The sequence below is a fragment of the Kouleothrix sp. 19917 genome, from assembly GCF_057073505.1.
The window spans coordinates 5,220,215-5,236,091 of sequence record NZ_CP097099.1 but is presented as its reverse complement, the minus strand read 5'-3'; the positions used below and the strand labels follow the sequence as shown (position 1 = coordinate 5,236,091).

Annotated in this window: 10 protein-coding genes; 8 read left to right on the top strand and 2 right to left on the bottom strand. The window is 60.0% G+C overall.

Annotated features, from left to right (window positions below; all coding sequences use genetic code 11):
• Nucleotides 1-114 precede the first annotated feature (114 nt).
• A complete protein-coding gene (locus M1P90_RS21215; protein WP_483697310.1) occupies nucleotides 115-513 on the bottom strand; it encodes a VOC family protein in 399 nt (132 codons plus the stop codon).
• Between the two features lie 387 nt (nucleotides 514-900).
• Here M1P90_RS21215 and M1P90_RS21210 point away from each other — a divergent pair, with 387 nt between their 5' ends.
• The 4 genes from M1P90_RS21210 (at nucleotide 901) to M1P90_RS21195 (ending at nucleotide 7,307) form a co-directional block, all read left to right on the top strand.
• Nucleotides 901-3,177, top strand: a complete 2,277-nt coding sequence (locus M1P90_RS21210) for a PAS domain S-box protein (protein WP_483697309.1) — start codon at nucleotides 901-903, stop codon at nucleotides 3,175-3,177.
• A gap of 10 nt (nucleotides 3,178-3,187) precedes the next feature.
• Nucleotides 3,188-3,835: a response regulator gene (locus M1P90_RS21205; RefSeq protein ID WP_483697307.1), complete on the top strand. Its 648-nt coding sequence runs from the start codon at nucleotides 3,188-3,190 to the stop codon at nucleotides 3,833-3,835.
• A 169-nt stretch (nucleotides 3,836-4,004) separates the two neighbouring features.
• Nucleotides 4,005-6,674: a hybrid sensor histidine kinase/response regulator gene (locus M1P90_RS21200; protein WP_483697306.1), complete on the top strand. Its 2,670-nt coding sequence runs from the start codon at nucleotides 4,005-4,007 to the stop codon at nucleotides 6,672-6,674.
• Nucleotides 6,675-6,908: 234 nt separating this feature from the next.
• Nucleotides 6,909-7,307, top strand: a complete 399-nt coding sequence (locus tag M1P90_RS21195) for a hypothetical protein (RefSeq protein WP_483697305.1) — start codon at nucleotides 6,909-6,911, stop codon at nucleotides 7,305-7,307.
• 185 nt (nucleotides 7,308-7,492) lie between these two features.
• Here M1P90_RS21195 and M1P90_RS21190 read toward each other — a convergent pair whose 3' ends face one another.
• Nucleotides 7,493-9,394, bottom strand: a complete 1,902-nt coding sequence (locus tag M1P90_RS21190; protein WP_483697304.1) for a sensor histidine kinase — start codon at nucleotides 9,392-9,394, stop codon at nucleotides 7,493-7,495.
• A 794-nt stretch (nucleotides 9,395-10,188) separates the two neighbouring features.
• Between M1P90_RS21190 and M1P90_RS21185 the strand changes: the two genes are divergently transcribed.
• The 4 genes from M1P90_RS21185 to M1P90_RS21170 all read left to right on the top strand — a co-directional run bounded on the left by M1P90_RS21185 (nucleotide 10,189) and on the right by M1P90_RS21170 (nucleotide 15,861).
• On the top strand, nucleotides 10,189-11,184 hold the full coding sequence (locus M1P90_RS21185) for a PAS domain-containing protein (protein WP_483697303.1): 996 nt from the start codon (nucleotides 10,189-10,191) through the stop codon (nucleotides 11,182-11,184).
• Nucleotides 11,171-14,239, top strand: a complete 3,069-nt coding sequence (locus M1P90_RS21180; RefSeq protein ID WP_483697302.1) for an ATP-binding protein — start codon at nucleotides 11,171-11,173, stop codon at nucleotides 14,237-14,239. Before M1P90_RS21185 ends, M1P90_RS21180 begins: the two co-directional genes overlap by 14 nt.
• Nucleotides 14,240-14,534: 295 nt before the next feature.
• Complete coding sequence (locus tag M1P90_RS21175; protein ID WP_483697301.1) at nucleotides 14,535-15,050, top strand: P-loop nucleotide/nucleoside kinase family protein; 516 nt, start codon at nucleotides 14,535-14,537, stop codon at nucleotides 15,048-15,050.
• A 97-nt stretch (nucleotides 15,051-15,147) separates the two neighbouring features.
• Nucleotides 15,148-15,861 carry a Type 1 glutamine amidotransferase-like domain-containing protein gene (locus M1P90_RS21170; protein ID WP_483697300.1) on the top strand — a complete coding sequence of 238 codons (714 nt, stop codon included), beginning with the start codon at nucleotides 15,148-15,150 and terminating at the stop codon, nucleotides 15,859-15,861.
• Nucleotides 15,862-15,877: the final 16 nt, after the last annotated feature.

The following is a 15,877-nucleotide window of genomic DNA, read 5'->3' as shown; positions in this document are numbered from 1 at the left end:
TCATGCCGCGTTCGCTGCCCAGCTTCTGCCTCGGAGCCGCACGCAGGAGCGGAAACGCAGCCCGCTGGTTTCTGCGCCGCGAATGCCCAAACCCGCAGCGTGGGTCAGGCAGTTTCAATCACTGGGGGGTTGAGCAATTTCCCAAAGGGTGCCAGCCGGATCCTCAAAGTGTGCACTTCGCCATCCGCCCTCCAGCGATTTCGGTGCGTCGACGAAATGAACACCCTTCGCAAGCAGCTCGCGGTATTCGGCTTCAACATCTGCGACAAAAACCACAAAATGGTTGCGCTCGAAACCCGCCTGCGCTGGTCGTATCCGCTCTTCAGAAATTTCTTTTGCTGCCAGCTCCACTGACTTGATAGCCAGGACAATTCCGCTGCCCGACCCGATGCGCAGGTAGGCTTCGTCGCGATCCAGCTGTCTCAGATCAAATCCCAGTATGTCACGGTAAAACAGGGCACACTGCTCAACATCGCCCACCACAAGAACAAACGCATTTACATGATCAATCACGATACTATCTCACTCCTTACTCGCACAGCGGCTTTCATGTACAGGGCTGCCTGGTAAAGCAAATCCAGATATTGAACGAATACGCGTATAGCAATCTCGAGTCCAGTGCGGCACTCCCTAGCGCAGTCGGCAGTCAGCAGAAGCCAGTCGGCAGCAGCACTAAGGCATCAGAAAGCTATCGCGTACAAGATTGGCGGCTCATCCATTGTGACGAATGCTGTAGCGCGACGACCTCCACAAACACGCGGCACCTGCTGAGGGCGCAGCGCCCAAAGGGTCAGCCAGGCCCCGCCGCACCCGCCCCAAAACGATCTACAATAACCGCCCAAGCAAGCGTCCAAAATTCCCAGGCGCCCACGCAGGCGCAGCGCAAAGGTAAGGCGAACCATGGACGAACAGCCGCGCCAGCCCGACCAGCCAGTCCCCGCCGCGCACACGACCGATACCCTCCTGCAACGTTTCTACGACAGTGTGCCCTTTATGATGGGCGTGGCCGAACTGCGCGACGGAAAAGTCGTTGTTGTTTCGGGCAACCAGCCCCTGGGGCAGTTTGTCGGGCGCGAGCCCGAGGATCTTATTGGTGGATCAATCGCCGAGCTGAGCGGTTCGGCAGAGTTAGAGCACCTGCGCATTGAGCACTACCTGCGCGCGCAGCACACCGGCCTGCCCGTTCGCGCCGAATTCCCCAATCCGCGTCCCGGCCGTTCGCAGTGGCTTGCGGCCACGGTTACCTATATTGGCCTGGGCGCGGCCGGCAACCCGCAGTTCAGCTTTATCATCGAAGATATTACCGCACGCAAGCACGCCGATGAACAATTGCGCGCCAGCGAAGAACGCTTTCGCATCATGTTTCATTCCAGCCCAGCACCGCAAGCCATCACAAACTACGAAACAGGCAGATTCTTCGATGCTAACAGCGCATACTGTCATATGGTCGGCTATTCGCGGGCCGAGCTGATCGGCAAAACGGCGCATGAACTACACCTCACCCTATCGTCTACACATCGTGATCAGGTGCTGCAGCAGCTGGAGCGCGACGATTTTGCCTCCTGGGTATCGACCGAGATGCGCACACGTTCGGGCGAGCTACACTCCATCCTCGGCTCTGTCAAGCTGCTTGAGTGGCAGGGCCAGCGCTGCCTGATAACAAGCGCACTCGACGTCACCGAGCAAAAACGTGCCGAAGCCCTGCTTGAGCAGCGCGTGGCCGAGCGCACTGCCGCGCTGCGCGAAAGCAAGCAGCGCTTCGCCATCTTCTTTGCAAAAAGCCCCATACCCATGGGCGTATTGCGACTGAGCGATGACCGCTATGTTAATGCGAACAGCGCCCTGCTCGAGCTGTTCGGCTACTCGCGTGAAGACATCATTGGGCATACCCCACATGAAATAGGTGTGTGGCCCGACGCAGCAGTGCGCCAGCGCTTCCTTAAGCAACTGCAAGCCGATGGGTTCGTTTCGAACTTCGAAACGCAGAATTGTCATAGATCGGGTCGGATCATCGATACACTGATTTCATCGCAGATCGTTGAAATCAGCAATGTACAATACCTGCTCAGTCAAATTATCGACGTTTCCAAGCAGAAACATGCCGATCGACTCTTGCGCGAACGTGAGCACTTTATTACGTCGGTGCTTAAAACTGCCCCGGCCATCATGTACGTATACGACTTGGAAACTCAGAGCAATGTTTTTGCCAATGGCGGTCTGACGCGATTATTAGGGTATACAGCCAAACAGATTCAAGCAATGGGCGATACGATCTTTCCGCAAATCATTCATCCCGACGACCTTGCGGGTGTGCAGGCCTTCCAGCATACAGTCATGGCCGCAGCCGATTTCGATGTGCTGGAAAGCGAAAGCCGCGCCAAACACCACGATGGCAGCTGGCGCGTGCTGCGCAACTACGAAAGCCCCTTCTTGCGCAACCCCGACGGCACACTCAAGCAGAAGATCGGCATCGCCATCGACGTTACTGAGCAGAAACAGATGCAGCGCGAGCTGGAAAAATCGCACGAGCAGTTGCGCAGCTTGTCGCGCCAGCTCATCGAAACCCGCGAAAACGAAAGCCGCGCAATCGGGCGCGAGCTGCACGACGAGATCGGCCAGAACCTCACCGGCCTCAAGCTCCTGCTTGAGATCGCGCTGACCTTGCCGCCCGAAGAAGCGCGCGCCAAACAAACGGCGGCCTTGGCGGTCGTGAACGATCTGCTCGCGCGCACCAGCCGCCTGTCGCTCGATCTGCGCCCACCCATGCTCGACGATATGGGCGTGGTGCCCGCGCTGCTGTGGCTCACCCAGAACATCAGCGCCCAAACTAACGTGCAGATCAATTTTGCCCATAGCGGCGTGCACAACCAGCGCTTCGCCCCCGCAATCGAGACGGCGATCTACCGGCTGGCGCAGGAAGCGCTGACAAACATTTCGCGCCATGCGGCGGTGCAGCAGGCCAGCATACGCCTGAGTGCCACGCCCACTGGCCTCGACCTGCAGATCGAAGATATGGGCGCAGGCTTTGATTTCGAGGCCGTGCGCGCCCGCCGCACCAGCGGCTTGCTTGGCATGATTGAGCGCGTCAACTTGTTGAATGGCAAACTCACGATTCACACTGCCCCGGGCAACGGCACAAGCATTTTCATCAGCATCCCACGTGCCGAGAAAGCATGAGGTCAGAACCATGAAAACACGAATTTTTCTTGCCGAAGATCACCACCTGGTGCGCGAAGGGCTGCGCCTGCTGCTTGAGCAGGAAGCCGATTTCGAGGTGGTGGGCGAAGCCAGTGAAGGGCGTGCGGCCGCCGAGGCAGCGCTGCGCCCCGATGTCGATGTGTATGTGGTAGATGTCGTCATGCCCAACCTGAGCGGCATCGACGTTGCGCGCACCGCCAGAAGCCAGCGCGCCAACATCAAGGTTATTGCGCTGTCGATGTACACCAACGAGGCCTATGTCATCGCGGCATTGCAGGCCGGTGCTTCGGCCTATGTGCTCAAGCAATCCACCGCCACCGATCTGATAGCCGCTATTCGCGTGGTGCTGCTGGGCGGCACCTACCTCAGCCCACCCCTGAACGAGCACATCCTCAACGACTACATACGCCGCGTTTCGGGCATGCCCGAAGCAGATGTCTACGATAGCCTCACCGAGCGTGAGCGCCAGGTCTTGCACCTGGGCGCGCAGGGCTTGAAGAATGCCGACATTGCCGAACGGCTTTCGCTCAGCGTTCGCACCGTCGAGATGCACCGTTCCAACATGCTCAAAAAGCTCAACCTGAAAACGCAGACTGATATCGTCTACTATGCGCTGCGTCGTGGCCTGGTGAACTAGCGTACCTAGACATTCACGGTTCTCAGTTCTCGGTTCTCAGTTCTCGCTATTGCTCCTTCAAATACCGTAGCCCTACGGTTCTCAACTCACAAGCCCGTGTGATACCCTAAAAGCAAGGTGGAAATTTGAGGGTATCCCTATGTCGTCAGATGCGTTTGACTCTTCGCAAATGCAGCCCTCCCAAGGCAGTCGCTCCAACCCTGGGCCAGCCCTGTATCTCACCGAGGCGTGGGAGCATCTGCTTGAAGGCTGCGCGCTGATCAGTTTCGAGTGGGTGTACCTGTATGTCAACGAAGCCGCCGCGCAGGCAGCGCAGATCGCGCGCAGCGATCTGATCGGCTGCACGCTGCAGGAGGCACACCCCGGCATCGAGCGATCCGAGCTGTTTGCCCGCTACCGCCAGTGCATGGAACAGCGCCACCCGCAGGAGTTCACCGCCCCGCTGCCCTTCCCACCTGGCACTAACGAGAGCTATGCGTTTCACGTTCAGCCGGTCGCCGAAGGCATTTTTGTCGCCAGCCTGCCCATCAACGACCACAGCCCGGTCGAAGAGCGTTTTCGCCTGGCTGTTGAAGCAGCGCCCAACGCCATCCTCATGGTCAACCAGGCTGGCGAGATTGTGCTGCTCAATGCGCAAACCGAGAACTATTTTGGCTATGCCTCCAGCGAGCTGCTTGGTGCCAACGTCGAACAGCTTGTGCCCGAACTCCAAGCCAAACATCACGCCACCCACCGCGCCAATTTTGCCAGGCAAGCGCACATGCGGGACATGGGTGTGGGCCGCGATCTGCGCGCGCGCCGCAAAGACGGCAGCGAGTTCCCGGTCGAAATTGGTCTGGTACCGGTCAGCACGCCCGACGAGGCATTCGTTCTGGCAACGATTATCGACATCACCGAGCGCAAGCGCGCCGAAACTGCGCTGCGCACCCAGGAAGAAAACTGGCGCAACCTCTTCGCGCTGCTGCCCGTGGGCGTGTCCCTCGTCACCGAACAGAGCAGGGTCGTTGAGCTCAACACCTCGCTATCCCGCATTGTGGGCCTTTCGCGCGAGCAACTGCTCCAGGGCGAACACGCCCAGCGCCGCTATTTCCGCTCCGATAAGACCCCGATGTCGCCCGACGAATTCCCGAGCCAGCGCGCGCTAAAAGAACAGCGCCCTATCGACGCAGTAGAGATTGGCATCGAAAAAGAAGATGGTACCGTAATCTGGACCAATGTAAGCGCGGTGCCGCTGGCCTCGCACGATGCTGTTGTGACGGTGACGGAGGATACCACGCCGCAAAAGCAGGCCGAAGCCGCGCTGCACGACAGCAACGAAAAGTTTGCCAGCTTGTTCGATCTCACCCCGGTGGCCGCAAGCTTGTGCACCCTTGCCGATGGGCGCATTGTGGCGGTAAACCGGGCGTTCGTGCAAACATTTGGCCGCACAGCAGCAGAAGCGCATGGCAAGACCCTGCGCGAACTTGGTATTTCCGCCGGCCCAGAGCTCCATCAGCAGCTCCTGCTGGCATTGCAAGCGCACGGCCACGCGCGCAGCATCGAAGCAAGGCTACTCACCAGCCTAGGCCAGCACTGCAGCTTTCTGATCAATGCCGATCTTCTCAGCATTGGCGACCAGCCGCACTATATTAAGATCATGCAAGATATTACAGCGCAGAAGCAGGCTGCAGCGGCGCAGCGCCAGCTCGACGCCAAGCTCCAGCAAACGCAAAAGCTCGAAAGCCTGGGCGTGCTGGCCGGCGGCATTGCCCACGATTTCAACAACCTGCTGGCCAGTGTGATGGGCTACACCGACCTGGCGCTGCTCGAATTGCCGCCTCAGTCGCCCGCCGAGCCGCTGCTCAACAACGCAATCCAGGGCGCGCGCCGCGCCGCTGAGCTCACCGCCCAGATGCTGGCCTATGCTGGCAAGGGCCATGTACACATCGAGCCGCTTGATCTATCGCAGCTCGTGAGCGACGTCACCCGTCTGCTCGAGATTTCAATTTCCAAGAGTTGCGTGCTGAAGTACGAGCTTTTGCCCAACCTGCCGAGTATTGTTGCCGATGCCGCGCAGATGAGCCAGGTGATTATGAATCTGGTGATCAACGCATCCGAGGCGATTGGCAGCCACAGCGGCGTGATCCTGGTGAGCATGGGTGTTGTGAACTGCGATCGCGCTTACCTGGCCGATACCTACCTCGACGAGGATTTGCCCGAAGGGCTGTATGTAAGTCTGTGCGTTTCCGACAATGGCGCAGGCATGTCGGCGGCGACACGCGCGCGCATCTTCGAGCCCTTCTTTACCACCAAATTCACCGGGCGCGGGCTTGGGTTGGCGGCCTTGCTGGGCATTGTGCGCAGCCACAAAGGCGCAATCAAGGTCGAGAGCGAGCTTGGCACCGGCACAACCTTTCGGCTGCTCTTTCCTGCCGCTGGCCCCGTACCAAACGGCACCGCCGCGCCCGAACCAAGCGCAGCCGAGTGGCGCGGCAAGGGTACGGTGCTGCTGATTGACGACGAGGAAAGCGTGCGCGGTCTGGCGCAGCAGATGCTGGAGCGCATGGGTTTTATGGTGCAGGAAGCCGCCAATGGGCGCGAGGCCGTGAACTTTTTTCGCGCAAACGCCGCACAGATCTGCCTGATCTTGCTCGACCTGACCATGCCACACATGGATGGCCGGGCTACCTTCCGTGAACTGCGGCGCATCCGTACCGATCTGCCCGTGATTTTGATGAGCGGGCACAGCGAGCAAACCGCGGCAAGCCGTTTTTCTGGCAGAGGACTGGCCGGCTTTATCCAGAAGCCCTTCCGTTTCGAGCAACTCCGCACAGTTGTGTCCCAGGCGTTCGATACGTAAGAATTCTGCCCAGCGTTCTATGTCCTATGTGCCCGGCTGCCTTCAACTGCTGTTTCTTACGGATGCAATCGACGCATTCGCTTGCCCGATACCAAATAATATAGCGGTTTGCAGAACAATTGACCACGTACGCACCGGCAAGAAACGCGTTGGAGCGCGGAAAATGCAGCTGCCTTCTGCATCCTGCCGACTGCAAACTGCTATAGTAGCCAGCCTTGTTTGCCGGTGAAAATTATGAAGCGCCCTGATATCGTCGTGTTTGATTCCGATACGGCTAGTCTTTTGCTGATCGAAGAAGCATTGGTTTTTGAAGGATACACAGTGCTCGTATGCCATACCTTTGCCGACCTCGGCGCATTCGTTCGTCGGCACCGGCCCCGGCTCATCATTGCGGAACATCGTTTCAATCAGCCAATGACAGCTCCGCCGCCCATATCAGTATTCATGAACGACCAAGAAGCGGCCAATATTCCCATCATCTATACCACAACCAACCACCAAAACGCCCCTTCTAACACCCCGCACCTGCGCGAACAAACCTACACTGTTCTGGTCAAGCCATTCGACCTCGACGACCTGTATCGCGCGGTCGCGCGTGCGCTTGGCGCTGATCCTGCTTCGCCGCGCATATAGCTATGGCGCTTGGTTCTTGCTTTTCGGTTCCTAGTTCCTGGTTCCTGGTTCCTGGTTCCTGGTTCCTGGTTCCTGGTTCCTGGTTCTGCGGTTCTGAGGTTTTGCGGTTCCTGGTTCTGCGGTTCTGAGGTTTTGCGGTTTTGCGGTTCTCGGTTCTCGGTTCTGCGGTTCTCGGTCGTCGGTCGTCAGTCATCCGTCGTCGCCGGCCCGGCAGGCAGCGTAAAGAAAAAGCGGCAACCCGCACCAATCTGGCTTTCAACCCCAACTTCGCCGCCAAGCTGCGCCACAATGCGCTGCACGATCGACAGGCCCAGCCCATGGCCAGAAGCGCGCTCTGTTTGCAGGCGCGTAAACCGTGTAAACAGTTTGCCCTGCTGTTCGGTGCTCAGGCCGGTACCATTATCGTGCACCCACAAGCGCACAAAGCCTGCGCCGGCCGGCTCGGCCCCCAGCTCGATGCGCGGCGGATCACCACCGTACTTCACCGCATTGCTGATATAGTTCACCCACACTTCTTCCACCCACGGCGCATAGCCATACACATCCGGCCAGATCGGCGGGTAGCTCAGCGTGGCGCTGGCAGCGTCGAGCGCGTCATCCAGCCGTGCTGCGGCCTCGGCAACAATTTCGCCCATGCGCAGCCTGGTAAACGGCACCGTGCTCACGGTTCGCACATGCGCCAGCAGCAACAGGTCGCTAATAATCGCCGACATCTTTTGCCCACTGCGAGCGATCGCCCCCAGGCTGGTCGCCACATCCTCCTCAGCCAGGTGCGGCCCAATCTCCAGCAGAAGCTGCGCGTGACCAATCAGGCCGGTCAGCGGCGTTTTCAGGTCGTGCGCCACCGTATGCGTGAAGGCATCCAGCTCGGCATTCTGGCCTTGCAGCTCAAGGGTTTGCTCGCGCAGTGCCTGCTCCGCCCTGGCACGCTCGCCGATCTCGCGCACTGCCGTATCGTACAAGCGCGCGTTTTCAACCAGCAGCCCGGCCAGTTGTGCCAGCAGCGTCCCGCGCTGCACATCCTCGGGCGTAAACACCAGCCCTGGCTGCGCCCGCCCAAAGGCCAGCACGCCAATGCAGCCATCGCCAACCACAATTGGGAAATCGGCAGTGGCATGGAGCGGAATACCCGCATAACGATTCCGCCGCGCGGTCCAGGCATTGTAATCGTCAATCACCACTGGCCGCAGTGTATCGAACGCCTGCCACGACAACACCGCCTGCTCGCGCGTCACCCGGTCGCCCAGCAGAAACGGCTGATTCGGCGTAAAAGCCCATACCACGAGCTCCTCACCCTCATGGAGCATCAGCTCAGCATACGGCGCGCCCAGAATTATTGCCCCGCGCTCGACCACCACGCGCAGCACGTCGGCAATATCGTGGCGGTGCAGCAGATCAAGCGTCAGGTCATACAGCGCACTCAGGTATTCTTTTTGTGCCCGTTCGGCCTGCCGGGCCGCCTCGGCGCGGGTGTGCGCCAGCGCCAGCTCCCGCGTGCGCTCGGCAACGCGCTGTTCCAGCAGGCGCTGCTCGGCTTCCACCAGCGCGCGCGCCTCCCGCTCCTGTTGCCACGCCGCCGCAAGGTTTGCAAACAGCACCGCAATGCCAACCTGCACACAGCCAACCACCATCAGGAAAATCATGCTTGTCGTGATCGCGGTTGATACGGAGAGCGTAGCCAACGGGCGGGCCAGCGGCACAAACGTTCCGCGTGCAATCAGCAGCCCAACGCTGCTGAGGGTGGCCAGGGCCAGGGCCAGCGCCGCGCCACCAGTGCGCAGGTTAAACAGCAGCAGCGTCAGCAGCGCAAAAAAGCCGAACAGTATCGTCGCATCCTGGCTAAAACCATACCACAGCAGCTCGGTACAGCTCACAGCATACACAACCAGCAGCAACGCACAGGCGCGCACCGTGTAGGGCAGCCGGGGCAGGTAGGCCGCCAGCCACGCTAGCCCCAGCACCGAGAAGTCGATCACGTAAATCTGTTGTGGTGTGTCGTTCAGCCAGGGCAGGGCCGCAACCAGCAGTGTCAGCGTGCCGAACACGGAGCCAATGCGCAGCAAGCCAATCAGAATTCGTTCGCGCACGCTGTGCAGGTGCGGCTGGCGCGCGGCAGCACTACTTTCTCCATCCCCTGCCCGCGAATCCGGAAGCAACCACTGCCGAAGCCAGCCGTCAGGCCGCCAGGCCCGATGAAAGACAAAGCGACGGATGGGCGGGGGAGTCGGTTGAGAGAAGGAGGGTTTTGGCTTATTCATAGGCTTGCTCGCTGGCTACTTATTCATGGCCAGCAGCATTCGCCGGTGCGCGAACACTGTGAGTCTATGGATTATACGGCACGATTGCTGCGATGATAGAGTGCTTCTGTGGATTAAAACGTGCGCGCGGGAAATTTTGTCACAGTATCGGCACTTTTCTCCAAGACAGATGATAGTAATCACGGCGATTATGCGATTAATCCAGAGAAAAATAACACGTTTTCGTGAAAAATGCGCGTTCATCAGCGCGATCTACGGCTTATGGCATACATCACAACTAAATATAGATAGTTTATACGCTTTTATCTTCCATAAGTCGGTCTGTATTGAAAATCCGATCCAGAAGCATTACAATATCATCACAGCCTTATTTCGTGCGGGCTTTCGGGGCATTCGTGTGCGCCTCCAGCGTTCAATCAGCAATGTCTCGCGCCCGGCTACCGAACCGTCACACCCTGGCAGGCGCTCATGCCGGGCCTCAGGGCGCTTGCAAGCGCGCGGCTGTGAATCTCAAAAGCTCAAAACTGCACAGTGCCAAACGTTGTTTGTTCCACCACAACTGAACCCGAGCCACAGGCACTATTCGGGCACAGGCACATCAGCAAAGCAAACGGGGTACGACTATGTCACCGCAACCGTGGGCGGTACTTCTGATCGACGACAGCCCTGAAGACCGCTATGCCTTTCGCCGCTTTCTTGAGCAGGATCCGGAACAATCGTTCATCTGCTACGAAGCCGCAAGCGCCGCCGAAGGCCTGGCGCGCTGCCGCGAATTGCTGCCCGATGCGGTGCTGCTCGACTATCACCTGCCGGATGATGAAGGGCTCGCACTGCTCAGCACGTTAATCAACGAGCATGGCCGCAACGCCTTTGCCATGCTCTTGCTCACTGGCGCAGGTAACGAGCAGCTCGCTGTGCAGGCCATGAAGCTCGGCGCGCACGACTACCTGGTGAAAGGTCTGCATTTACAGCACCAGCTCGGGCGCGCGGTTGTCGCTGCCATCGAGCGTGCGCACTTGCAGCGCGAACTCGACGCCAGCAATGCGCTCCTTCTTCAATCGAAGAATGCCCTGCAAAGCGAACGCGACCGCTTTGTCACTCTTGTCGAAACCGTTCCCGGAGTCGTCTGCGCCTACCGCCAGCGCCCCGACGGCACGGTCAGCTTCCCGTATGCCAGCCCGCGCATCACCGAGATCTACGGCCTTTCGCCCGAAGCGCTCGCGAACGATGCCTCAGGCATCATCAATCTCTGGCACCCCGACGACGTTGCTCGCCTGCGTGACAGCATTGAAGCGTCGCAGCAACAACTGACGCCGTGGAGCATCGAGTTTCGTGTACGTCACCCAATCCGTGGCGAGCTCTGGATCGGGGGCAGCGCCATCCCACAACGCGAGGCCGACGGCAGCACAATCTGGTACGGCCTGCTCACCGACATCACCGAGCGCAAGCACGCCGAGCAAGCCCAGCGGCGGGCCGCCGACCGCCTGCACATCCTGGCCGAAGCATCACGCGCCTTTGCCGAAGCTGGCCAGGAATATCAAAGCATTCTCACGCTGATCGCCTGCGTCACCTCCGAACAGCTCGACACCGGCACCATGAATCACTATGCTCAGCGATGATGGCGCGTGGTTGCAGGCAAGCACACATTACGACCCCGACACGGCGGTGCGGGCGATGATTCAGCAGCTCTTCGGCCAGCTCCGCCTTTCCATCCAGGCGCCCGCTGCCATCGCCACAGTTGTTCGCCAAAAACTGCCACTGCTCACTCCGCATATCGATCCTGCCGCTATCCGCGCCACCGTCACGGAAGACCAACGGGCAATCTTCGAGAAGCTTCACCCGCATAGCTCGATTATCGTGCCACTCCAGGCGCACGGGCAGGCATTTGGTGCGCTCTCGCTCATGCGCTATCATCCTCATCAGCCGCCATTCGGCGAAGAAGACCTTGCATTGGCCCAGGATCTCGCCGACCGGGCCGGGCTGGCGATCAGCAATATGCGCCTGCTTCAGCAGGTGCAGGCCGAGCTGGACGAGCGTACGCGTGCTGACGCCGCCCTGCGCGCCAGCGAAGAAAACCTGCGCATCGTCACCGAAACGGCTGGCATAGGTCTGGCACTGGTCGATGCTGAGCATCGCTACCGCTACGCAAACGAAACCTACAAAGAGTTTCTGCGCCTGCCGAACGACGACCTGGCCGGCCGGCGCGTCGCCGATGTGCTTGGCCCGCTCTACGATCAGTTGCTGCGCCAGCGCCTCGAGCGCGCACTTGGCGGCGAATATGTCACCGAGCCACTCGATGTGCCGGCCGAGTCGGGCGCGATGCGCCACTACGAGGCGCGGCTGAAAACCAGCATATACTGCGCCGAGCCGGTTGCCGTCGTTGTGCTCACCGACATCACCGAGCGCATCCACGCCGAGGCCGAAATCCGCGAACGTGAACGCAAGCTCAGCACCCTGCTCGATATTCTGCCCGTTGGCATCAGTATCCTCGATGGCGAGCGCAAAGTCTTGTTTTCCAACCCCGCCTTTTACAGCATCGCCAAACTCTCCCCCGCCGAGGTAGAAGCACAATCCTATATCCAGCGCGCGTACATCGACACCAAGGGCCGCCCGCTCTCCCCAAATGAGTTCGCCAGCGCTCGGGCGCTCAACGCAAACCAGCCGGTCGAAAATCTTGAAATCGGTATTCTGATGGAAGATGGCGCAGCGGTGTGGGTAAACTCCAGCGCAGTGCCGGTCGATTTCCCCGATTGGCACGCTGTGGTTGTCATGTCCGACATCACCACGCGCCGCCAGGCCGAGCAAGAGCGCGAAAACGCACTCCTGCGCTTGCAAATGCTGGCCGACGCCTCGCGCGCCATTGCCGAGCTGGGCACCAACGAACCGGCGCTGCTCGATCACCTGGCACATATGGTGCTCACTGATCTTGGCGATGGCTGCGCAGTAGGCTTGCTCGCCGACGACGGCGCACATATACGATTCTCTGTTTTTCGTGATACCAATGCCGCAAACACCCATCTGCTCCAGGCGGCTCTCGGCGGCATACAAGCAATCGACCAGGCTTCGCTGGTTGGGCGCGTCGTTAGCACTGGCCAGCCCTTGCTGCTTCCGCGTATGCAGTCCCAACAATTTCAAGGCGCCATACGGCCGGCATTCGTCGAACTGCTGCACCAGCTTGAGATTCACAGCATTCTGGCGGTGCCGCTGCATATGCAGCATCAGGTAGCAGGCGTGCTGCTCATCTACCGGCGTGTCGCCACGCGCCCGCCGTTCACCACTGCCGACCTTGGCCTTGTGCAGGATCTCGCCGACCGCACCGCCCTTGCCATCAGCAATGCGCGCCTGTTTATACAGGTGCGCCAGGAGCTGGCCGAGCGCCAGCTCGTCGAAGCCGCGCTCGAAGCCGAACGCGCCACCCTGGCGCGGCGCGTTGAAGAACGCACCGCCGACCTGAGCATCGCCAACGCCGAGCTAGCCCGCGCCGCCCGTCTCAAAGACGAATTCCTTGCCAACATGTCGCACGAGCTGCGCACGCCGCTCAACTCCATCCTGGGTCGCTCCCAGGCGCTCCAGGAAGAAATCTACGGCCCGATCGTATCTGAGCAGAGCAAAGCGCTGGATGCGATCGAAACCAGTGGCCGCCACCTGCTCGCCCTAATCAACGACATCCTCGACCTCTCCAAGATCGAAGCGGATAAGCTCGAATTACAGATCGAACCCGTCGCGCTCGATCTCCTCTGCCTGAGCGCGCTGCAAATGGTTACGCAGCTTGCCATCCAGAAGCGCGTCACGCTTTCCTTCATGCTCGACAACACAATCGAGACAATACCTGCCGACGAGCGCCGCCTCAAGCAAATCCTGGTCAACCTGCTCTCAAACGCCATCAAGTTCACCCCCGCAGGTGGCAAAGTTGGCCTCAACGTGCAGGCCGACGCTGAGCGGCAGTCGCTCACCTTCACTGTTTGGGATACTGGCATCGGTATTGGAGAGGAAGATCAGGAGCGCTTGTTCAAGCCCTTTGTGCAGATCGACAGCCAGCTGAACCGCCAGTATGAAGGCACCGGGCTGGGTTTAGCGCTGGTGCTGCGCCTAGCGCAGGCGCACGGTGGTGGTGTGGCCTTGACGAGTGCGCCCGGCCAGGGCAGCCGCTTCAGCGTCACCCTGCCGTGGGTGCCCGAGCAACATGCCGACCAGGCTGAACCAAAGCCTATCACGGCCACACAAGCCAGCGCCATCATCGAGCGCGCCCTGCTGATCGAAGACTCACCCAGCGCAATTGAGCAGGCACGCACACCATCGCCACGTATCCTGCTGGTCGAAGATAACCAGGCGACTATCACGATGATGCAGGACCACTTGCACACCAAAGGCTACGCGATGGTGATAGCGCGCAACGGCGGCGAGGCGCTCCTCCGTGCAAACGAGTCCGCGCCCGCTCTCATCCTGATGGACATTCAAATGCCCGGCATGGACGGCCTGGAAGCAATTCGCCGTATTCGCGCGCACGAATCGCTGCAAGCCATTCCCATCATCGCCCTCACCGCTCTCGCCATGCCTGGCGATCGCGAGCGCTGCCTTCAGGCGGGTGCCGACGACTACCTGGCCAAGCCGGTCAACCTGCGCGGCCTGCTCGCTACGATTCAGTCGCATATGCATCTCACCAACGGAGTGTAGCGTGCCTGAGCCACAAGGCTATGTAATAGCCCAAAAGTTCTCCACAGATGACGCAGATGAGCGATTGCATGTCTGTGTCATACCAAGTTCGGGTAAACACTTTTACTTTGTTATGCTGAACGAAGCGCTAGCGGAGCGACGAATGATAAACTGCAGCTGTTTACCCGAACTAGTGTATTATCAAGAAAGCGATGCGGAAATCTTGGAAGAGTTTCTGCATTATAATCACTAAACCCTATCCCCCATTCCCTAAACCCTGCGCTGAAAGCGCACTCGGTATGAGCTTGGAGCCCATATGCCCAACACACCACTGCTTGTTCTGATGTGCGGCCTTTCCTTTGCCGGAAAAACCACCATTGCGCGGGCGCTTGCTGCGCACCATGGCTGGCCCTACCTCAGCCTGGATGCGATCAACACCGAGCGTGGCGTTGGCCTGAATAATCAGGAAATCCTTCCCCACGAATGGGAAGAAACCTATGCCCAGGCCTATCGGCGGGTTGAGGATTGCCTGCGCGGCGGGCACTCGCTCGTGTACGACGAAACCAATATGCTGCGCGCGCAGCGCGACCAGCTGCGCGGCATTGCGGCGCGCCAGCAGGCACGCGCCTGTGTGCTGTATGTTGCAACGACAGCCGAAGACGTGTGGCGGCGCTGGCAAGAAAATCGGCAGAACCCGCAGCGCGGCGACGTGCGCGACGACAATTTCAACTATGTGATCGATCATTTCGAGCCGCCGGGCAGCGACGAAGGGCTCATTCTCTACGACCCATCGCTGCCGCTGCACGACTGGATCGCGCGCGTTTTTCCATAGCAGCAGCAACAGAACGCTGAATCATAGGCTGCCCGCGCATGGCAATTTGAAACAGAAGCTATCGATATTTCATGGCTTTATGGGGCAAGGAGACATTGTGAGCGGAACGCTGGCGCTGGTTGGCTCGGGCGAATTTCTGGAAACCATGCGACCGATCGACGCGCTGCTGCTGGAGCGCGCTAAACCAGAAGGCCGCGCTCATGTCGTCGTCATTCCCACCGCAGCTATTCCCGACGGCCCGCATGTCGTCGAGCGCTGGGCGAGCATGGGCCGCGCGCATTTCGCGGCGCTTGGCGCCACCGTCGATGTCGTTGTGATCGGTGCCGCCGCCCAGGCCAGCGACCCCGCCGTGGCGCAGCGGATCGCAGCAGCAGACCTGGTGTATATGTCGGGCGGCAAGCCGCGCTTTCTGCTCAACGCGCTGCAGGGAACTGCCGCCTGGGCGGCGGTGCTGGCCGTGTATGCGCGCGGCGGCGTACTTGCGGGCTGCAGCGCGGGCGCGATGGTGCTGGGCGAATCGCTGCTTGGCCCGCCCCAGCTCGCATTTTCTCGCTCGCGCAGGAAGGCACGTTCGGCGTTTGGCCTTGTGCCGATTTCTATGGTTATCCCGCACTACGACGCGCTGCCCACTTTCTTGCGCGCTTTGGTTCTGCGCATCCTGCCGGCAGATCGCACGGTGCTCGGCATCGACGAGGACACGGCGCTGGTGCAGGATGGTGAGGCGTGGCAGGTGCTGGGCCGCGGCGGCGTGGAGCTGCGGCGCGCACGCACTCGCACGCGGTTTGCAAGCGGCGAGCGGCTCGCGCTGTGAGCTTGGCCCGGCACGG